Annotated in this window: 11 protein-coding genes; 1 reads left to right on the top strand and 10 read right to left on the bottom strand. The window is 46.9% G+C overall.

Annotated features, from left to right (window positions below; translation table 11 throughout):
- Positions 1-174: 174 nt before the first annotated feature.
- On the top strand, positions 175-1,752 hold the full coding sequence (locus tag AABK39_RS26185) for a hypothetical protein (RefSeq protein ID WP_338396068.1): 1,578 nt from the start codon (positions 175-177) through the stop codon (positions 1,750-1,752).
- A gap of 214 nt (positions 1,753-1,966) precedes the next feature.
- Here AABK39_RS26185 and AABK39_RS26190 read toward each other — a convergent pair whose 3' ends face one another.
- The 10 genes from AABK39_RS26190 to AABK39_RS26235 all read right to left on the bottom strand — a co-directional run bounded on the left by AABK39_RS26190 (position 1,967) and on the right by AABK39_RS26235 (position 22,953).
- A complete protein-coding gene (locus tag AABK39_RS26190) occupies positions 1,967-3,247 on the bottom strand; it encodes a hypothetical protein (RefSeq protein WP_338396069.1) in 1,281 nt (426 codons plus the stop codon).
- 245 nt (positions 3,248-3,492) lie between these two features.
- Entirely contained in the window at positions 3,493-4,959 is a 1,467-nt protein-coding gene (locus tag AABK39_RS26195; RefSeq protein ID WP_338396070.1) for a hypothetical protein, read from the bottom strand.
- Positions 4,960-5,166: 207 nt separating this feature from the next.
- Positions 5,167-5,811 (bottom strand): hypothetical protein, encoded by a 645-nt coding sequence (locus tag AABK39_RS26200; RefSeq protein WP_338396071.1) that lies wholly within the window; start codon positions 5,809-5,811, stop codon positions 5,167-5,169.
- Positions 5,812-6,401: 590 nt separating this feature from the next.
- A complete protein-coding gene (locus tag AABK39_RS26205) occupies positions 6,402-7,385 on the bottom strand; it encodes a hypothetical protein (RefSeq protein ID WP_338396072.1) in 984 nt (327 codons plus the stop codon).
- Positions 7,386-7,406: 21 nt separating this feature from the next.
- Positions 7,407-7,943, bottom strand: coding sequence for a hypothetical protein (locus AABK39_RS26210; protein WP_338396073.1), 537 nt, complete (start codon positions 7,941-7,943; stop codon positions 7,407-7,409).
- A gap of 29 nt (positions 7,944-7,972) precedes the next feature.
- Positions 7,973-9,256 carry a mediator of RNA polymerase II transcription subunit 21 gene (locus AABK39_RS26215; protein WP_338396074.1) on the bottom strand — a complete coding sequence of 428 codons (1,284 nt, stop codon included), beginning with the start codon at positions 9,254-9,256 and terminating at the stop codon, positions 7,973-7,975.
- Positions 9,257-9,487: 231 nt separating this feature from the next.
- Positions 9,488-11,197 carry a hypothetical protein gene (locus AABK39_RS26220; protein WP_338396075.1) on the bottom strand — a complete coding sequence of 570 codons (1,710 nt, stop codon included), beginning with the start codon at positions 11,195-11,197 and terminating at the stop codon, positions 9,488-9,490.
- A gap of 100 nt (positions 11,198-11,297) precedes the next feature.
- On the bottom strand, positions 11,298-12,983 hold the full coding sequence (locus AABK39_RS26225; RefSeq protein ID WP_338396076.1) for a hypothetical protein: 1,686 nt from the start codon (positions 12,981-12,983) through the stop codon (positions 11,298-11,300).
- A 957-nt stretch (positions 12,984-13,940) separates the two neighbouring features.
- Entirely contained in the window at positions 13,941-22,160 is an 8,220-nt protein-coding gene (locus AABK39_RS26230) for an RHS repeat domain-containing protein (protein WP_338396077.1), read from the bottom strand.
- 70 nt (positions 22,161-22,230) lie between these two features.
- Positions 22,231-22,953 carry a hypothetical protein gene (locus tag AABK39_RS26235; protein WP_338396078.1) on the bottom strand — a complete coding sequence of 241 codons (723 nt, stop codon included), beginning with the start codon at positions 22,951-22,953 and terminating at the stop codon, positions 22,231-22,233.
- Positions 22,954-22,959: the final 6 nt, after the last annotated feature.

A 22,959-nucleotide genomic window follows, 5' to 3' on the forward strand; every position in this document is an offset into this window, starting at 1 on the left:
GGTGCGAGCGTCACGCTCGTTCCTACAAGTATTGGAGCCTCTGGCTCCACACCCTGATTCTTAAGTGCCCTGATAGCGATATACGCCCAAACAACTAGTACGCTATCCCCAGTTTCCTAGCCGGATTAAATAAAACCTTCTTTTTTCCAAAAGTTAAAACCATCGTTACTCAACATGAAAAAGTCACTTTTAACAATATGCCTGATCTTCAGCCTACAGAAGCTAGTCGCTCAAGAAATAACCCCTGTTAAAACCATCGAGTTTCTTAATACAGTTGGTGGTCACGGCGGTGATTCCACATTCTTACGCCGTTACGATAGCGGAGGCGACATCACTGACTTACGACTACAGCTCGGCGATGAATACACGTCTCATTTCCGTATCGGTTACATTAGGTATCAAGATGGACAATGGAAAAGTGTGTTTCACTTACAGGGAACGGGGGACCTATGGCTAAAACGGAACCTTACAATGGACGGGAATCTTGGAGTAGGTACCTTAACGCCCTCGTCAAAACTTAGCGTTCTAGGCGGAATCAGCAAACTAACAAAAACAGGGGTTGACGGGACATGGGACAACTTGATAAAATATGGGCATAAAAGCGACTTGGAAAGCAGTGGCACAAACATTAACAGGTGGCATGGAATAGACGCGACCATTACGGCTGGACCAGCCGAGAATAACAAAATGAAATTTAGGCTTTACCCCGGAAGCTCTTCCAATCCAGCCCCTATTGACGTAATGACACTAGTCGGTGACGGTAATGTAGGTATCGGAACAGCTGAACAGATCCTCGCAAGACTCCAAATAGCCTCAGGATCACAAAACTGGGGAGAAGAAAAACAGGGTAAAACCCCCGGAACTATACATCTTGACCCAAACAAGGTTGTCACAGATTACGGAAATGCCATTACTTTCGGGGCGACGAACCATCGTGGTTTCGATCAAGCCCAAGCCGGTATTTATGTACGCAGTGGAGACCTTTACGGAACCAGAATGTATTTCTCCACAACAGACAACTACAGTCAAGGCCCAAAAACGGCGATGATGCTGGATCATGAGGGAAATATCGGAATGGGAATCGTATTACCGAAGGCAAAACTCCATGTAAAGTCTCCAGGAGCATCAAAGGGATTCAAAGACAAATACGTCACTTCCCTAATTGAAGGCGAGGACGCCCGTTTACAGATTATCTCCGCAAACGAAGGAAATAACGGATCAGCTCTAATCCTCTCAAACGAGAATAGCTCTTGGGGATTTCACCAAAAAACGGACAAACATCAGAATCGTCTCGATATAGGATTCAACCAAGCTACCGAGATTGAGGATAACGCCAACGACCAAACTGTCAGCATGTCCTTTTTCAATAATGGAAACATTGGAATAGGAACATTTACCACAGGCCCACACCGCCTAGCCGTAGAAGGTTCCATAGGAGCCCGGGCGATCAAAGTACAAGCCTCCGGATGGGCGGATTTCGTATTTGACGATAACTACAAACTCCCCTCTCTTTCCGAAGTCGAAAAACATATCCGGACCCATGGACACCTCCAAGACGTCCCCACCGCCGAACAAGTCAAAACCGAAGGCGTAGACCTCGGCGCTATGAACACCAAACTCCTCCAAAAAATAGAGGAACTAACCCTCTACGCCATACAACAGGAAAAAAAGATCAAAGCCCTGGAAAAACAAAACGCAGAACTCCAAGAGCTAAAAACCTTGGTCCGCCAACTCATCCAGGAAAAGAAATAAAACACTCCGCTTCCGAGGCCCGTTCCGGGAGCGGAGTCCACACTTTTTGTGACAGAGTCAAAAACAGAAACTGATGCGGGCGTCATGCTCGTTCCTACAAGTATTGGAGCCTTTGGCTCTACACTATGATCTTAATCGCCCTGATTTCGTTACACACCCAAACCTAAGAATGAGCCCCCCGGCCGTCGCCAGGCTCCAGCCTGGTGACTATATCTTAATGTAAGGCTCCAGCCTTACTCTCCGATCTTCTAATAGACTTCAGCAAAGCCTCAATGCGGTCCATCCGTTCCATAATCGACTCATTCGCTTGTCTTAACGCCTGGTTTTCCGTTTCCAACCTGCTTACCTTCTCCGTTTCTTGCCCCAAGCTATCTATCGTGGAACCCTGAATCACCAACCTCTTCTCCTGCTCAATAGCGTAAAGCGTCAACTCCTCGATCTTCCGCAAAAGCTTGGCGTCCATAGCCCCCAAATCAACACCGTCCTTCTCCACATCCTCAGCCGAAGGAATATGTTCCAAATGCCCCTTCGCCTTGATATGCGCCTCTACCTCCGAGAGACTAGGCAAATCATATCCCTTCTCAAATACAAAATCTGACCACCCCGAGGCTTCCACCTTAATGGAGCGAGCCCCTATAGAACCTTCCACGGCCAATCGGTGGGTACCGGTGTCAATGGTTCCGATACCTACCATTCCTTTCCCTACAGTTAAAGTATTATCAAAAACACCTGAAGTCGAGTTCGTTTGAGAGCTGAATACTAGCCTATCCGAAGCGTTGTCCCACCGGATGGTTCCCCTGTTGTTATGCCATTCTCCAAATGAAAGGGAAGGGTTTTCCATTCTTGTTTCCCCTCCAAACCATACACCGTAATAGTCGCCCGCCCCTTCCACGTTCGCTTGTCCTTTTACGCTCAGCCTATACTTTGGGCTCTCCGAACCTATTCCGACATTTCCTTGCGGATCAATAACCATCCTGACTTTCGGGTTTATCACTTCACCTTCAACGGTATTTGCCTGTTCGCCATAAAAAAACAACCCTCCCCAAGAGGGTCGAATCCCGGCATATCCATACCCATTCTCATGTGAATAAGGTGTGTAAAACTTCCCGTGATTAGGCCCCCCTTGATAAACCGCCAAATTTGTCCCGAAAACGGCTTCTCCCCCGGAATTACCCGATATAATGGCACCAAACTTATCACCAAGTACCAATTGGGCTTTAGGGTCATGATATCCTATACCCACGTTTCCTTGCTTTAAAGTCATAATTCCCGGCACATCCGTTCCTTTCTGATCCCCCCAATAGGTTCCCAAAGTAAGGCTATAGCGATAAGCCCCGTGATTTTCCACTTTAAACATCGAAGAAATATCATCCGCCCCGCTTCCAAATACCAATGCTTTGGTAATGTCCCCTGTCTGTGCGCTGGTATAGATATGGAATCGGCCTACGGGATCTTTGATTCCCACCCCAATTCCCGGATTCTTAATAGTTAACAATGGCTTTCCTGAAGAACCTCGGCTCCAAAAGTAGGTGTTCGCCGCATATCCCCTATAATTAAAATATAGGTTCTCTTTATCAGTCCAGACCTCATTGTTTTGACCTACATGCAAATGTCCACCTAACTTTACAGGATCGTTCTCCCATTCTTTATTTTGAGCAAATAGTTTATTACTTGTTAGAGCTAAAAACAGGATCGAAACAAAAAAATATAATGTAAATATTCTCATGATAGCTATATGACTTAATTGATTTTACTCGCTTCCAAAAGTTGCTTGATCATTTCTTCTTGTCTACTAAGTCGCAATTCTAAATCCTTTATCCGCTTATTTTCATTAGAAAGTGAATCTAACTTTTTCTCTTGCTCAATAGCGTAAAGCGTCAGCTCCTCTATCTTCCGCAAAAGCTTGGCATTTATTTCCCCTAATAAGAGCCCGTTATCTTTTACTTGTCCGGCGTTGGGTATATCCCGCAAGTGCCCCGTTTTCTCAATATGCCTTTCGACTTCCGAAAGCGTGGGCAAATCGTAACCGGTTTTAAAAACATAATCGGGCCATTCCTCCTTAACCTGTACTTTTACCTCTTCCGCTATGGTTTTTCCCGCTATAGCGAGTTTATACCCTGTAGGAACAGTCGTTTGGCCTATCGCCATAGTACCGTCAAATGACGATACCCCTCCATTTCCTCTCAACTTTGTATCGCCGCCCAAAGCGAGAAAACCATATTCTCCCCAACCGTTTTTGGCCAAGTGAAGCTGAATACTCACACTGTTATCGGGTTCGGAGATCACCAATGCCTTATCCCTTTCTCTCTGATTTATTTCCAACGGAGCCGAAGGGGTGTTAGTCCCAATTCCTATATTTCCTTTCCGCTTAATCACCAACGCTTCCTTGACATTATTCTGGGCATCGGATTGGGTTCCAGTATCGAAACCTAAAGAAGCGTAGTTCTCCCCATGGTTTACTTTAGTCATCATAAACTCTCCCCATTGTTTATCCGTAGCGTCGGAAATACCGATTGACAATGTGCCTTTAAGGGATAATTTAGAGGTGGGCAAAGATGTACCGATTCCTAGATTTCCGTTTGCCAACATCGTCATCCTTCTTTGTCCATAACTCTCCCAGGCAAACAAAGGTCGATTCACAGATGGTCCCTTTGCCAATCGGGAGTCAAAGGCCATTATGGGCTCATTGCCAGAATCTCTAGCGCTGGATGTCGCTCCAATCAAATATAATCCAGCCCTTGGGTCGGAATCATGATACCCATAGATCATCGGTATAAACTGATTTTGGGTACTGGTCGAATTAGCTATCTTCAGATAATCAGTAGGAGCATCGGAAACTTTAAACGTCGCCAATGTTTCGGATGATGATGCCGGAGTTTGTAAAAAAAGAGAGTTGGAACTCAAAGAGCCCTTGAATTTGGCGTTTCCGGTCCCGTCCAGATAAAAGTTTTGGTACCAAAGGTCATCATCCCAATGATAATAGCCAATTTCGAATTTGGAGGTGACCTCATTCCCCATATTAAGGCGAAGATTGGCGTAGTCGGTCACATTATCTGTCCGATGAAAAAATACTGCGTCACCGTTATTGCTCCCGTCCTCCTTAAAGATCTCGACTTTAGCCCCCTTTATATGTTCCGCTTGTCCGAAAACAGTGTTCGAAATACCCGCTAAAGCCAATCCTGTGAAAAATATAAATTTCCTAAGCATAATAATGATGTTTGTTCTCAATGTTACCGAATGCCCACATCTCTCCGCAGATTGCTATACCCGGTTTTCCGGATACCAATCCTTATATCCCCCAAACCTGCACACACTTATATCTCTCTAAAAAGCCACTGCCGTCGCCGGGTTCTTACCCAATGACAACCGCACCATCCGGCTTCCTAGCCGGAACGCTTGCATATAAAACAACCGTCAATCCCCCTTCCTCTCAGAAATCTCCAGAACCAATCGCCTAAGACTCTTAACTTCAGCCTCCAACCGGATCACCTTTTCGGCATTATCCCTAACCGTTGCGTTTTCCACCCTAAGCTTACTGATAGTGGAGTCCTGAGCCACCAACTTCTTCTCCTGCTCAATAGCGTAAAGCGTCAGCTCTTCGATCTTCCTCAAAAGCTTCGCGTCCATAGCCCCCAAATCAACGCCATCCTTCTCTACTTCCTCCGCCGAAGGGATATGCTCCAAATGACCCTTCGCCTTGATATGCGCCTCTACCTCTCCAAGACTAGGCAGGTCATAACCTTCCTCAAACACAAAATCCGACCAATCCGAAGCTTCCACCTTGATAGATCGGGCTCCGATAGACCCTCCAACCGCAAGCGTATGTGATCCTACAGTAGAAGTGGCCACACCTATTTTTCCGTCACGGAAAATCTTCATCGCTTCAACCTCCCGACTATTGTTAAACACAAAGAATGAAAGCTCTCCCGATTTGTAATCATTATAGCGGTTAGCCTGTATACGGGCCACCTCATACAAACCGTAATGTTTTTTAAATGATATTCCACCTACTATACCACTGCCCGACTCAACCGGTTGACTATCTGAAATTTCTAACACAGGTGATTTGCCTACTAAATCCAAGATTGAAGATGGTGTATTTGTCCCTATTCCCACCCGTCCATGCATTAACGATGTATACTGTCGTTCAGTAGGAGGTGTCGGATCAGCCATAGGCTGACTTGTACTTAGATTAGACATTATACTTGAAACGGCATGACTATGCATCAACAGCCCCTCTACTTTAATCATTAATACATTAGACGTATTAACTATATGATGTATAGGAATTCTATATGTGTCTTTATCGAAATCACCTATAGTCCACTGCTCTGGAAGATGACCAAATGCCGTTGGGATTTCGGTCCGCTGAAAAAATGATCCTCCTCCGGGTTGAGACACTAACCTGAACCGTTTGGTCAACTTACCTGTTGCCAATTGATAATTATAGCCAGCCGATAAAGTAACTTCTATCCACCCATAGATATATTCTCTGGGAAACTCTATATAAGCAACCTGCTGTTCCGTCGAATTAGGAAAAACGACTGTTAGTACCTTCTCAAAATCGTATTGCTGTTGGGCAAAAACATTTGAATACCCGACAAAAAAATAGAAAGCCGAGCACAAAACGAGATATTTTATTCCTTTCTTCATTTCAAGTTAGAGAGTAGTTGTTTTATATTTTCGATCTCAGTTCTAAGTGTCAAAATTTCTTTTTCGCTTTTTTTATTAATCCGCATTATCTCTAGTCTCTGGGCTTTTATCACTTTCTCCTGCTCAATAGCGTAAAGCGTCAACTCCTCGATCTTCTGCAAAAGTTGAATCTGAAACTCCCCGGTATTCACCCCGTTCTCCTCCATTTCCTTGGCGGGAGCTATCTCCGGCAAATGCTTATGCTTCCTGACATAAGCCTCCAGATTCGAAAGATCCATCAATTCATAATCCCGCTCGAATACAAAATCAGCCCCGGCTTGGGTGTCTATTTTTACCTCCCTTGCGTGAATTTTACCCGCTACCGTAAGCTCCGAATCCGGTTCAGTGGTGCCGATACCCACATTTCCTTGACTGTCAATCACCATACGGGTATTACCTGTATAACCTATCCGGCCAGTCTGAAAACGAATGCTTGGGTTTATACTCCCAGTTCCTTGTGCGGCGCTAAGAATAAGATCATTATAGCTTTCGACTAACCCGGCATTACGCTGATCAGTTACCACATAACTACCTCCGGTTTTCATCAAAAACATAGTTCCCTGATTGTTGCCATACAGAGAATTAAAAATTCTAATCCCCATCCTGGTAGACGAGTTTCTGGTTATATGCAATGCCTCTAAAGGATCAGATTCCCCTATTCCCAAATTCCCCTCAGCGTCCATCGTCATTCGCCTCTGTCCATAAGAATTCCAGGCGAAAAGAGGGCGGACTTGAACCGCTTTACTATCCGTCCTTCTGGAATCAAAGGTCATAACAGGAACATTCCCACTGTCGTTTCCAGCCCCAATAAGGCCATTTACACTAATTGCTTCCCGGTTATCCGAAAGATGCTGTCCTAGAAGTACTGGTATAAACTGACCGTTTGACTGGGTGCCATTAGCTACCGAAAGGAAATCGTTTGGAGCGTCGTCCACCTTCATCTTTACCAATCCTTCAGCCCCTTACACTTTTTGCGAGTAAATACTCATTTTATGACTTGGGTCTGGGCTTTCCGTTCCTATCCCTAACCTCCCGTCCACTGTTACATTGAGACGCTCGTCTCCATTATCTCCCATTCCCTTAAAATGCAAATAGGCACTCCACCAGTCATAAGCCTTAATGTAGTAATGCCCTTGAGAAGCTGGACCGGAAGTGGGGTTGTTCAGCCAAATGGTGGCATTGGGAGAATTGCTTTTGTTGAATATCAGTTGGTTTCCGTTAAGGGTTAAGTTCCTTGACAACCAAGTGTCTCCCACGCTATTAATATTGAATCGCTTTTGAGCACCAGTAAATAAACTTACTCCCCCATGTCCCGACAACATGGCTTCTGCGCTTCCGGAAGTTCTATACCAACCGAAGGAGTAGTTTCCAACCTTAAATGTGTTGTAATCAAATACGTCAGAGGATTCATTATATCCGTAACTTGTATTTAAATTGTACTGACATATTCCCTCTAAAAATCCGAATAATAAAAAGGTGACAAAGAGTAGTCGTTTCATTGCTAGAATTTTCTAAAAAAGTGTTTGCCTTATTGTTTCTTGATATCGAGAATCATCTGTCTCAATAACTTAATATCTTCTTCCATTCCTTTAAGGCGCCTGTTTTCAGTCTCTACAGCCTTATTTCGAACCTCCAACTCCTTAATCCTCTTCTCCTGCTCAATAGCGTAAAGCGTCAATTCCTCGATCTTACGCAAAAGCTTAGCGTCCATAGCCCCCAGATCAACCCCCTCTTTCTCCACCTCCCCGGCCGAAGGAATATGCTCCAAGTGCCCCTTCTCCTTAATATGCGCCTCAACTTCCGAGAGGCTCGGTAAATCATAATCTTTCTCAAACACGAAATCCGACCAACCTACCAATGAAACCTTAATCTCTTGAGCTTTCACTTTTCCTTTTACTGCCAGCTGATATTCGCCGGGATTATCCATTCCAATGGCCACTCCCCCCCCATTCCTATTTAAGATTGTGTTGTTTCCTATATAGTTGATATACAAAGGCCTACTGCCATGCGCCTGTATCCAAGAGTAATCATCCGTATAACCCATACGTAGATTCGCTTTATCACCTGTAGGCCCTATAACTAACGCCCCATACTTATCAGGCATCGTAGGGTCCCCTATGATATGTAATTTTGTTTTTGGGCTCGTATAACCGACCCCCACATTGCCTTTCATATACCAATTACCCGTTTCGGATTCAACATATCCAAGCGACTGTCCCCCGGATGAAACAAAGGATATCTTCGGGTATTCGCCTTCACCTCCATAAAAAGAGCTTCGGCTAGGAACATGAAGAGTAAGAGCTCTTCCCGAATGAAAGTCACTTCGCCCACGACCAATCATATAATCGTTTACATCATCGAATGTACCTCCCTTTAAGTGAATTAAGGACCACGCCGAATTATTTGAGTCACTCCGCAAATTAAGCGTAGGTCCGGAATATCCTCCATTTCCTCCCTTTACATCTAAAGTTGCTTCAGGATCGCTTACCCCAATACCGACATTACCCGTATGTTTTAAAGTCATAATATACTGACTACCATAGTAATGGTGGAGAAAAGCATAATTCTCAATATCTTGGGTGGCATATCTCCAAGGCCCCCCCGTATGTATCGGTGGCTCGATCGTGAACTGTGTCCTGGTTTCGTACTTATTAGTCTTGGTCCCTATGCTGAATTTACCATCTGAATGATAAAGCAATCCGTCAGCGGATTCGCCCCCTTCCAGCTGTACTTTCTTTTGGCCAAATAGGCCGGCACTGGCAAAAACAAAGAACAATGTCGAAATAAAAAAATGAACAGTAAATCTTATCATGGTTAGTTTATATATTAGTTTAGGCGTATACCCATTCAATCCAAAAAGCGTGAGCGCAGAACCATTTCATAACAACATAAACTGGCACGATCATTCCGCTCGTTCTCACAAGCGCTAGAGCCTCTAGCTCTACACTATAGTTTTTATCACCCTAATTTGGTTATGCACTCAAAAGACGTACAGACACGGACATGCCTTGTCTCTCCACAATTTACTTCCTACCGATTAACCTCAATTCGATTTAACAGCCTCCAACAACTCCTCGATTCGGTCCATCCGTTCCGAAAGTTCGACATTAGAATTTTTCAGTGCTTTATTCTCAGCCTCCAGATGCCCCACCTTTTCGATATTATCCCGCATCGCATCACTCTCCTTTTTAAGTGACCTGATGGTGGAATCCTGAGCCACCAACCTCTTCTCCTGCTCAATAGCGTAAAGCGTCAACTCCTCAATTTTCTGCAAAAGCTGAATCTGAAACTCCCCGGTATTCACCCCGTTCTCCAGCATATCGGCCTCAGAAGCCACATCCGGCAAATGCTTGTGCTCTCTTACATACGATTCCAGACTTTCCAAATCCATCGGCTTATAATCGTCCTCAAACACAAAATCAGCCCCAGCGTCTACCTTTACCTTGATCTCTCTGGAATGAATAGCTCCTTTCACCGTCAATTGCGCATTCGCATCCGGGTTTAAAGTTCCGATAGCAACCTTTCCGTTACGCTGAAGAACCAGCAGGTTTTTCATAGCCCCTTTATTCTCCCCCCTAAATACCAATCGGCCCGAGGCGTCGGTCTGTGAGATGTTCCCGTCATAAACCATTTGCATCAGCGGGTTCTCATTTGTGCCTTCGTAGAAACTGATTTTTGCAGCTTCGGGAATATTACTTGACTTGGAATGGAATCGAAGCTCTGATCCATCGCCCTCAGCAAAAAATTTCAAAGCGTGCTCCCCTTTGACATGCAACATGGCCTTAGGGTGCACCCCTCCAAGGCCTAACCATCCTTTACCTGTTAAATTCATTCTTGGCAACCAATCAGCCGCTCCATTTTTTACGCTGACACCGAACAATGTTTCTTCCCTAATGAAATCGCTATCGCCAAGGACGATAGCCTGATTTAAGCTTCCTTGTTCATTTGTCAACACACTCGCATTATTATGCTGAAAAGTAAACCCATAACCGCTGCTCATCTCATGCGAAAGGCGCATCCATTGATCTTCCGAGACATTCCCTACACCCAAACTCCCGTCTTCGATTTGGAATTTAAGTGACGCATCTACTTCTGTGGTTCCTATTCCGACTTGCCCTTCAGGGTTGATGGATAAATGGACATTTTGGAGCCCCACGAAATCCACTACCCCTTCGGTTTGTTCCGATGCGAAATACCCTATATCCAGCCGGTTGTTATGCTTAGACGTCTTCTGGTGAAAAGCCCAAGAGCGATTCACATTCGTCAACAACAGCGCCGACCCGTTATTATCATCGTCAGAAGAAAGCAGTTGCATGCGGGCATCTTTGCCTTCGATAAGCGAAGTCAACAAAACATCATGAACAGCCCCTCCAACTACCTGATTCCGAACGTGAAATTTTGCCTTAGGGTCGGTTAATCCCACTCCAAAATAGCCGTTATTAGCAAGTACGTAAGAGTAGTGAGGCAAATCACCCCAACCATTCCCCGTCTGAAACCGAATAGTAGCCCCTTGACCATAAGACGAAAAGAAAAGCCCTTTACTTTGCCCGCCAGTATACATAAACCCCCGGTCTTTAATATGGCTGTGCTCACTCCAATTCGTATTTCCGCTGGAAATAACCATTCCGTCTACACCCAGCTCTTTCGCTATTACACTCCCTGTTGTGGTATTATCCCCATTAGGGTTCCATTGCTGTCCCTTGGCCAAAACAGCGCATGCAAGTATCAAAAACAGTAAAACTCCTTTTTTCATCACTATCAGAATTATTTGAAAAAGAGGGAGGACCTCCCTCCCAAATCATAGAAAAACAAAACCAGGATTATCTAGCTATCGATATGCTCAAGTCTGGTTACTATTCCTTAATGCAAGATCCAGCCTTATTATCCGTTACCCTTAGGTTCCCTATCGACTTTAACAATGATTCAATACGCTCCACCCGTTCCGTAAGCGTTGCGTTCGATTTTTTCAACGCTTGGTTTTCCATTTCCAGTTTGCTTACTTTCTCCGTCTCTCTTTTCAGGTTGTCTATAGTGGTGTTTTGGGTAACCAGCCTCTTTTCCTGCTCTATAGCGTAAAGCGTCAGTTCCTCAATTTTCCGCAAAAGCTTGGCGTTCATAGCCCCCAAATCGATTCCTGCCATTTCTACCTCTTTAGCCGAAGGGATATGCTCCAAATGTCCTTTTGCCCTAATATGCTCTTCCACGTCCGCAAGGCTAGGTAAAACGTAACCGTCCTCGAATACAAAATCCGACCAGCCTTCCAACGAAACTTTTACTTCCTGGGCCCTGATTTTTCCTTTAACAGCCAGATGATAACCTTGGGGGTCATCCGTCCCGATGCCCACAAAGCCTCCGTCTTTGTTCAGGATCGTATTGTTACCCAAACTGTTGATAAAAAGAGGGCGGTTCCCGTGGGCCTGTATCCAAGAGTACGTATTCGTATAGCCTAACCGGAGGTTAGCGTGATTCGATATAATGGGACCGATAATCAACGCACCTCCATGCGGAGTCATAGGTCCTTGACCGACAAGGTGAAGCTTTGCTTTTGGATCAATAGTTCCGATACCTATATTTCCTTTGGTCTCAGAGGCATGCAGTAACGGTCTTCCGTTTTTCGCGTCCCAGATGCCCGTGTACCCCGTTCCGGAACCGTTGGTCCAGATATAGCTGTCGGTACCGTTCATCTTTAGGTCTCCCGTCAGGCTGATATTACCGTTTACGCTTAGCTTTTCGGGAATAGCTTCCGTACCGATACCCACATTTCCGTTTTGGGACAATATCATTACGTTTTTTCCTTGGGTGTCCTCGTCTATTCGCAACTGTTTTTGTCCTCCCGTTTCCGTTGTCCAGAAATTGAATTGGGCTCCGTTCGTGTCGTTTTTGATCCGGAAAGCTCTGGCCGTACCGTTGGTATGCACCTGCAGTTTGGCCATTGGTTTTACGGTTCCTATCCCTACGTTACCGCTACTTTCCTCAATCATTAATTTGACTCTTCCGGTAGACAACGGCCCCGTATGCGATACAAAGCCTATATTGTTTTCCCCGACCCAAGATCCGTTTCCTCCCGTATACAGTGACCAAGTAGCCTCGGCGTCGTCTTTTTGGTACCAAGACATTGAGGCAAAACCGTCCGTAGCCCTGAGTCTCAGAAGGCCTGATCCCACATCATTTCCGGCCCATCCATGGCCCTTAATCTCAAGCATAGCGTCCGGTTCCAGGGTTCCGATGCCCACATCGCCGTTTGGGCGAAAAACCATATAGGTTTGGTCATAGCTTCTCCCGATATAGCCGTACTGAAAATCCGTATTCTGCCCATTAGTCACTTGTCCCAGCCCCCCGAAACTTATCAGGGTCTCCGTCCCGGTACCCTTGCCTATGGAAAATCCACGGGCCCAACCGCCGGTATATCCCGGCCAATTAGTTAAAATACGGACACCGTCCGCCGGACTGTCCAAACCTATTTTTACGTTGGGATGATCTTGTGCCATAACCCCGGCAACAGGCAACAAAGCCAGTAAAAGCAATAATGTCTTTTTCATATTCGTTTTTGAAAAGTGCAGTTAATCCATAACCAATCACGGCCATTAGCGGTAAACCATGAAAATCACTACCCCACAATTAGTTACAATATGTAGTCTTGGTGAGGTAGGCGGTTATAAAATAAAAAATAATTAAAATATTTAAACTTATAAGGCGTAGAGAAACATAACCACCTATTGTAGATGCAAATATCATCATTAATAATATTGTAGATGTTTATCTATGACATTAGTTTCTGAAAAAATGGCGGATTCTTAAAAAAAGAATATGATGTAGGGCTCGGTGGCTTATCATGTCCCCGCGAAAAGCAACCCATTCAAATGAAAAAATCCGGTACGCTTTGCATACCGGATTTTCCATTTATTTTTTATTGATACAGCCTTTGCGTTACGGCTAGATGGCCAATGCGCTGGGCCTTTGTTCCAAGCCTGGAGGCTTGAAACGGCCGGGATACACGCTTGCGTTAGCGGGGGGCCGTCGGTCACTTCACGGCACACCTTGCGTTAGCGGGGCATTATTCGTCATACCATATTCGCTTAGTATCCCAATAAAAAATTTCGTCCTCGCTTATGCCCTTTTTCAATAGTATTTTATAGGTACTATCAAGAACGCAACTCATACTTTTAGTCAAGATACGTTTGTTTTCTTCATTTATGGTATTGAATTTATCATAATTGTAAATATTGAAAGCCCGTATAATTAATATACAATCTGTGTTCGACATTAAAAATATGTCCCCTGAACCGTCATTCATGTATATATATTTATATTTAATGTGATTGGACCATTGATTAGAAATAGTTTCTTTATAATCATTAGGTAATTCATTGTAACTTTTTAAAAATACTGAATCTATGATAGGTTCGATGAATTTATAATCCATATCAGTATTTATTCCATATATAGCGCCAATTCCTCCAGAATTCTTCACAACACAAGATGGTAGTAAAAATAGACTACCTAGGAGGCTTAGGCTGATAAGTTGTGTAAGTTGTACCATCTTCATTCTTTGCAGAACCTTTTTTCCACATTGACATATTTCTTTTATATCCATTGTATTTCTTTCCATTAACTTCAAATGTTGTTTTGATCATGTATTTTTCTAGGAACAGTAAATAGTTCTGGTACTGCCCAGCTTCATCGTCATTTGTATACCATTCATGTGACGCTTTAATTGTCTCACCTGGGTAGTTCTTCTCCATAAATCTAGAAACTGCATCCACCTTTTTGTGGATAGCATAACTAAATATATTTGCCATATCAATACCAAATGACCTATTTTTAAATTGACCTGATATTTCATCTTGAGCATAACTGACTGCTCTATGACTCATTTTTACGAGGAGTTCGTCAGCCCAAATTGTTGCAAAGTCTCCCCATACAGCATTTTCTCCTCTAGCATTTACAAGATCATACCCTTGGTCATGAACATACCCAACATTATCAAGATCATTCACTGGTTGTAATTCATATAAGGGTCTACTATTTTGCCCCATTCCTGACCATGTAGCAAGAGGATTATTTCCTCCAGCCCATATTCCATGACCTTTTAATGAACTTTGTTTTACCATTTCACTTTTACTAACTCCCCCGAGTGAATTGTAATAAATATATTCTACACCAGGCCCTTTCTCTCCGTATTTTTCTCGACCTTCCGTTAAATCAGTAATATGTGAAAGTTGAAGTGTTGGTTTACCTTTTGAATTGTTTTTTATATGAATATGGAGTTGATAATATTCTAGACCTTCTAATTCGATTCCATCAATCACCCTATTCTCACTAAAAGCATAAGGCGAATTCCAAGGATAGCTGGCCACCAACGGATCCACCGCAAAAAACCTCCCGATCACCGGATCGTGCATCCGGTATTTGTAGTTGACAAAGCCCGTTTCGCCATCGGATTCCTGGCCTTGGAACCCATACCGGTAACCTTCATCGCTAAACGTCCGACCGCCTTTCATATTAAGCCCAAAGGGATAATAGTCCGAGGCGGAAAGAAGCTTGGGCTTGCCGTCTTTGTATTCGTCACTGATAACGGACAATACGTTGCCCAAGTGGTTGGAAAGCTGATAACGGCGGTAGCTTTTGGCTTCGGTATCCTCGTCGGGCAGTGTCTCGCCTTCGTTAAGGCGGAGCTGTCCCAAGCGTGAAGATCCGTAAATATTCCATTCTTTCACGGCCCCGTTCTCATAAATCGCCATCTGGTTGCCCGTGGCGTCCACCGTATAGTGGCTCACGGTGGCCTCGCTCCCGTTCGGTCTATTTATTTTGGCTACCCGGTTACCCGAGGCGTCGTACAGGAATTCGGTCTTTGATCCATTCTCTTTCAGAACGGAAGCCACTTTCCCCGAAGGGGTCCAGCTTATGCGTTCTATGCCGTTTCGGCTATCCTTTACCAGGTTGCCTATCAGGTCGTATTCGTATATGTCCTTGCCAGGGCTTCCGGGCTGCTGGTCTTCGGATTTCTGTTCGTCAAATCCGGGAGCGTTATCCCCCTTGCGGGCCACCAGGCTCAGGTTGGCGCCGGACCGGACCTCAAATCCCGGCTTAAGCAGGATTTCGCCGGCGGTAAGGCTTACGTTTTGCCCGCTGAGCAACGTGATGCCGGAAATCTCTATACGGGATCCGGGTTTCTCCAGGTTTTCGGGCAGTATGTCGCCCTGTTTGTATACCAGCAGTTCGGCGGGGCTTTCCTGCCCGAAGCCGGCGCCCCCGGCGCCCACGAACGTGCCTCCCGTTTCGGACACGAAGCCAGGGTCAAGCACCAGTTCCCTGGCCTTGACATCCACGTTGCGTTCGGAGCCTAGAGTCAGGTTACGTATCGTTACGCGATGGTAAGGTTTGTACAGCCTGTCGGGCACGTGGTCGTCACCCTCGTAAATTTCCCTATTGTCATTATCGTCATGACTGCCTGATGTAGGTCTCCTCTCCAAATCCAGAAGCCTATTGGCAAGCTTGGGCATATTGTCGGTTTCCCCGTAATTGTAAGAGAAATCATCAACCAAAAGGCCTACGGGGTCGAATCTCCGGAGCCTGTCCAGGTTTCCGTTTTTGTCATACTTGTACAGGGTGCGGAACTTGTTGCCCAACTGCCCGTCGGAAGCGGTCTTGGATTCCCTTATGCGGTTCAGCTGGTCATACCGGTACAGGTTCCTGTTAAGTCCTTTCTCTCCCAAGTGGGGCAAGGCGGTGGTCATCCAGGCTATATTGCCGTTGAAGAGCTCCTGTCCGGGCTTTCTCTCCAAATCTTCCTCGCTTTGGCCTTTGTAGGTCCACATTTCGGTGTCCAGGCCTCCGTTCCATTGCCCTCCGGCTTTGATCGGGCGGTAGTCGCCGTCGTAGTAACCGAGCATAAAGGCCATGGCCTTGTCTTGAGCTGGGGCGTTTCCGTCTTGGGGCGTATTCACCGCTTTAATCCAGCCCTGCAGGGTATAGTAATACTCCTGTCGCTGCAGGTCTTTTTCGGCGTCGTCCCCTTCCAGGATCACCCGCGCCAACGGACCGTGGGGATAGTACTCGTAAGAGGCCTCGTGATACCAGCCCAAATCGGTGTTTTGGGTACCGGTGTTCGAGGTAGAGGTATAGACTTCCACTATGCGGTTGTCGGCGTCGTACTCGTATCGGTGGGTAAACGCGTCGGGCCTTCCGAATTGGTAATACACCCGGTTTACGTTGCCGGATATCAGGTCGTATTCGTAGTCCAGGCGTTTGGCGTCGTCCATACCCGGAATTTTCTTCAGCAGGCTCTTTACGTTGCCGTGGATATCGTAGCTGTAGAACGTGGCGGCCCTTATGGCTTCTTTGTCGTCGTCGGCGATACCGGATAACTTGCCGTTAAAATGCTCCACCCAAGACACCCTGTTGCGCAACTGCTGTTGCTTGAAAGGTGACGGCGCGTCCTGTCCTTCCGGAACGGGCTGGGCGTTGTGGTCGCCTATTACGGTACCGTCTCCGGAATCCGCCGGATCGTTATAATGGGTTTTGGTGACATACCACAGCTCCATTCCGTTTTCTGAGGCCGGGAAGTCCGGCTTGTCCAGGAAATTCTTGCGGAACTGGCCGTAATTGCTCTGCGTCAGCTCGAAAGACCCGTTCGTGTAGGAGGCGTAATTCGCTTCCCCGCTTTCGATCACCCTGCCCAGGGCGTCATATTTGGTATAGGAGAATTTGCTGTCATTCCTCTGCTGGGCGTTTTGCGATATGCGCATCCGGCCTTGGCTATCGTAGCGGAAGAAGGTTTCCCCGGCGTCCGGCGTCCGTTGCCAAACCAGCTGGTTTAGGCTGTTGTATTTATAGTCGGTGGTCAACCTGCCGGCCCTAGGATTGCCGTCGCTTACTTCGGCGCCGTGGTCGGGCACGTCTTTTTGTCCGCCGGTACCGGAGTTGACCGTGGAGAAGCCCTCCGGAGGCACGGTACGGGTCAGGTTACCGGCCTGGTCGTAGTAATACAGCGTCCTGTGGTATTCCTGGTCGGTGTATTTGAAGGTCACCGACCGGTCTACCCAGCCCAGCAGTTCCAGGCGGTTGTTTTCCAGCCATTCGGCCAAGAGCTTGTCCGCTACCTCTTTTTTCTTTTTCTCAAATTCGTCATCGATATCCTTGTTTATGTTATCGATACAACGGGCCCTGATATGGTCGGCGATGTCACCGCCAGTAGGTCCCAGCCTTTTGAGTCCAGCATATCTCAAACAAATATTTTTGTCGAGAACAGGAGGGTTTACCGGCTCAGGATCCACGGATATATTGAAAGGTTCTGTCTCCAAAACCAAATCGGGGGCATCCTTATGCCGGATAAACAACCTGTATTGCCCCGCGTCCGAAGCTTTGGCGCTTGGTATTGAGAATTCCTTTTCTGTGGATACCCTAATAGGTCTTCCGTTAACGATTTTTACCCATTCGTACTCGCATCCCTCAAAATCCCCATCGACATCAGTGCTGAATTTGATTTCCTGGTTCGTCCCTACCTTACTATTGGGTTTCCCCAACTTGAGAGTTCTTTGGGGAGAATAGGTGATTTTATATAAATCCCCGTATTGCCTCAGAAGCGGGACAATATGTTTGAAGGTAAGCATATTGTGTTCTATACTGAGACCACAATTGCTGAATAAGGGATCAGTGTTTTCCGTATCCAGAAAATCATCCGGAAAGGGATATGCCAAATTATTGTGGGACAGATTCAGACATTGTACCCTGGGTAAGTTCAGCCCGTGAGGGATCACAATATGTCCTTCATTCTCACCAATAAGATTTTGTAGGTTAAGGTTGATATCGGAATCGTCACTAAGATCGATACCTCCCGTATCTTGGCCCAACAGCGAAAGCCAATGTTTCACCCTTTCGTCCAATGATCCCGATGCGGGAGTTCCGTACCCTCCAGCGGCCGGATATGTTTCCGCAGTAATGGAATAGGCGCCGGTGTTTCCGGGATCAAAACCGGAATCGGGATCTCCGGGTTCCCGTTCGTCGTCATCGAGAATATCGCCCAGCGTAAGGGTACAGTTTTCCTTCCAAGGGTTCTCCTGCCCGACTTTTCCAGGTACCGAGGCGATCACGTCCGCCCCTATACAGGATTCCAGTTTGCCGAGTTCCGTAACGAATATGTCGTACAACGGCCCGGATCCCTGGTCCATCTGCTCATTGATTTCCGTGGAGAAGATGCGTCCCCCGTGTATCCTCGCTTCGGGGCTGTCGGTAAGCTGCGCGGTCAGGTAGTCTACAAGTTTGTCTTCTATGGCAGTGTCCACTTCCTTCCGAAGCGCTTTGCATTGCTCCGTTTCCGTCTCGTCGCCGGTAAGGATACTCCCGTTGTCAATGGTAACGTTGATATGGGCCATCATTATCCGGACCCTGTTTCTGATCTCAAGCGCCGAAGGCATGGGGAACACAAGCGTTCCGTTTTCCCCGGGCTCCACGATCCCCGCTTCCACCGCATTTTGGTTCTGCTTATTGACTTCGTCGACGAGATCCTCCCTATTGCCGGGGTTTCTTCCGAATCTGGCGTCCAGCGCTTCGCAACCTGAGGGAGCTTTTGCCTTAAGGCGTTCGTTTTTCTTTTCCCTGTAAGAGGATTTGAATATGTTCAGGGCCGTCATATCCGCCTGCAGCCTGTACTCTTTCTCCGAAAGCTTGTTTTTTTTGCGCATCAAGGTAAGGGGAGCGAACAACGGGTTGGCGTATAGCCCGTTATATTGGCGCAATACCCTCTTGTTTTGCTCGGGGTCCAGAATAATGTCCGCCTTTTCGACCATCCCCGCCCCTTTGTTCCAAACCAAAGGCAGGCCGCTGTCATCAAACCCGGACACTTGGTCTACCGTAATGACGTCTATTCCGGAAGGGGGCGTATTGTTCCAAAAGGGATCATGGCCCGCAATCTGGGCGAAGGTCGGCTGATTCGACAGGTCAAGGGCAACCCCCAGCTCCTGTCTGGTGGAAGCCATATTGAGAATATTGTCGAATATTTCGCTTCTGACCCACTTCATGACGAAATCCAGTTCGCAGAACCTGTCATGCGTGTTGATCAACCCCAAGCTTTGCTCCACCAACTCGGATGGGAAACCTTGTTCCAACGCGTCGTTTTTCGCCAACTCGAGAACCTGTGACATGTCGATATCCGGTATTCCCGAAAGGGAAGGCAAAGGAGCTCCCTGGGCTTCCGGAAAGAACGTGGAATTAAACTCCAGCAGAATGGTCTCCGCCCTTTCGGCCATGGTGTTATACACTTCCCTCTCCTGGGGCGTTTTGTCGAGAAGCCCCAACAATTGCTGTTCCCGTATAAGCATCCATATTGACGAAAGCCTGTCGGCTACCCCTTCCCGGGCCTGCCGGTTGACAAAGTCCCGGTAGGCGGCCTTGTCCGCCTCCGGGCTGTCGGAGTCCATGCCCGAATATATCTCAACGTCACAATAATTTTCGGCGTCCTGCTTTTTCTCGTCCCTTATCTGTTGGAGTTCCAGAATTTCCGCGTTCCCCTCGATAAGTTTGTTTTTGAGCGTTTCGTAGTCCAAATCCGATTGGGTGACGGACTTGACAAAAGTGTATTGGCCCGGCTCCGAAAGTTTGAATTTCAGCTTAAAAGTTTTTGTCTGGAACGGAACAGGGGTTTGGTCCACGCCTTTTTGGCAAATGTCATACCGGATCGAGAAAACGGAATTGTCCGTTTTGGCGTCAAACAATTGGGACTGCGGAGACAGGGGGATCTTTTCGTTCTTTTCGTTGAGCAAGAAAATTTCCACGTCAAAGAACAGGTCCGTCCCCCGGAACATGTTCGCGTTTTCCTGAAACTGCTCTTCGGGGGCGATGCTGACCCAAAACTCGTAATCCACTGACCCCGCCAAAAGGTGGGCAAAGGTCTTCCTGTCCTCCAGCTTGCCTTCTGTCAGGTCGGCGCTGAGTCTAAGCTCCGAGTGGATAGTGTTCCGGAACCCGTAACCTAAAGGGCTCACTCCGGCCGGGGTGTCCCCTATCAGGGCCGTGGCTATGGTCCTGCCCTGATTGTCCGTATAACTGACGGATCCCTGGCCGTTGGGATCTATCGAGGCTGTTTTTGAATAGTGACCGGAATATTCCCCCGTCTGTTTTCCGAAGAGTCTGTAAAGTTCTCCCGCGTCGGCCTCCAGATAATAGTTCCGGCTGTCATGCCCCTGCCTTATACCGAAAGTTTTACCCGGCCCGGCGCTTCTTTTCACCCTTCCCGTGGCGTCGTTCGCAAACCGGGTCAGCGAGTATACGTAACCTTCCGATTCGGGAATGCCGGGATATAAGTCCTTGATATTCTGCCCGCCTTCGGTAAGGGAGTTTTGGGCGGAAAAATAATGGGCCGCTCCCTTGTTTCGCGAATCCATGGGACCCACTTTCCCGTCATGGTCATATTTCGCCTTTCCGTCTCCTTCCGCCCAAACATTGAAATTATGCTTGTAGGCGATGTTTTTTTCATCGGACGGGGCGGGCATGACATTCAGTACGGGGCGTCCCTCAAAGTCATAAAAAGTTTCGGCGACGACAGCCCTGTCGCGTTCGCTTTTCAATTCCGTGACGGCTTGCCTTTGGCGCATGGTCCCGTCAAAATAATTGGCGACACTCTTCTGCTTGTTGCCTTCGGCAAAACCGGTCGTCCGTTGCCATATCAGGTCAGACAAACCGCTCCAGGGGCTTTGGGGATTCATGGTCCCGTATCCCCCGGCAGGGCCGTATGTCCACACTGAAGATTCCGGATCCCCTTTCCCCGGTTCCGGCGACCAAAGGACAGACTTTTGGTTGCCAAGGTCGACCAGCGCGACAGGCTTCGCCCGTACCCATATTTTACCGTCGGGGTACAGGCCCGGAATAGGATAGCCCGACAAGAAATCCTCAACCCTTATGCGGGTGCCTTTCTTCAGGGAAAACGCTTCTTGCGCCGTAGTGATACCCTGGATGTTGTCGACATCGTTTTTGTTGATAAACACCCATTCAACGTCTATTTTTTTGGTGGCCATCGATTCGCCGTTCCAAGTCAGGTAGTCCCAATCGCCTTGAAAGTTAATGACTACCTTTCCTTGGTTTTCCCCAACGTTTAGCGACGCGTTTTTTCCCGATTCGATCCCCAGGCCACCCGTGGCGCTAGACGCTTTCGCGTTGCTCCGGGTAGCGACCGCCAAAGCGTCGGTTTTCCCCAGCAACTCTTGCCTGATGGTCAAATCATCTTTTCCATGACCGCCTACGGCTCCGCCGAGATTCTCCAGTTTCAGGACAAAATGATCCGAACAACTGACAGGGGTCGTGAATAGCGCTATGGTATTGTATTCCCCTTTATGGAGAGTCAGATACAGTGTTCGGTCAAACAGCACCTCACCGTCAGGGTTGCTGACGGTAACTTTATAATTGTCCGTACGGGAACCCTCCTCAGGTTCAAAACTTGCCACATTTTCGTGAGCCAAAGAGAATAACATGAGCCGGCCTTGGCTTCCGTCACACCAATAGGGCGGGAACAGGCTGGTCTCCAACCCCGAAAGGCTTATATTCTCCGCAGAGAAAGAACGGCTTTTGAGAACTTCGTATCCGGGAGGGATTCCCGGTCCGATTGAGACGGGGTCGAGTGTGGATGTTTTTGGTTGTTCTTGAGCCACCAGACTGTGGGAAAGGGACAAAGCAACCCAAAAGAACAGTACCCATATCCGTATAAACGTTCTAGAAGTAGGCATATCAATTATAAAAAGTCTGTCGTCAACGTTGAAATAGATTCATTCTGTTTCGAGGATATCGTTCCTCCGGTTATTTTCTTTCTCTCAAAAGTTTGCCGGCCTTTGCTTTCATCTCTTCATTAAGCGAGATAGTATATCCTTTAAATCTTGGAGCGGGAAGCAAACCTTCCTTTTGGTCCGGAGCAACGAACCTGCGCTCCGAAAAAAGATCTTCGGAAAAATTCGGGGTGTCGTCCCATTTGATGATTTCCGTCCGGTAACGTACGATTTCACCTTCGGGCGGTATACTTACGTCCATATCGACCGACAGCAAGCCGTCCTTTTTTGTCGTTGAGATCCGGATACGTTCACCCTTTTTATTCTTTCTCTCGAATTCATATACCGACCTATCCGAAAGTTCCCGGTACTTGGTAAACTTGTAGTCAGCCTTCAAAACACTGTCGGAGATAAACGCTCTACGCCGGTTTATCTTCCGCAAATCATCCGGACGAACCATTGTCAGAGCGATTATTTCGCTATCCGTAAAAGCCGAGGCCATGAATTTGTCATTAATCAATGTTTCCGAATCCTCGGTTTTGACAAAGAGTCTATTTTTATCTTTCCAGATCGATATTTTTTGCTCTTGCCTTTTTTCTCCCGAGTTAAGGTTAAGTTCCGAGGAGGATATAGTCGCACTAAATCGCTCGATTTGAGCGTACTCCGCCAGAATATTTATGACCCTATCCCGGGGCTCTTGAGCTTTTGAACGGACAGAGGCAGAAAGCAGAACTAAAAGTAATATCAGCGTTCTCATATTGAT

The sequence above is a fragment of the Fulvitalea axinellae genome (genome assembly GCF_036492835.1).
GTDB classification, from domain to species: Bacteria; Bacteroidota; Bacteroidia; order Cytophagales; family Cyclobacteriaceae; genus Fulvitalea; species Fulvitalea axinellae.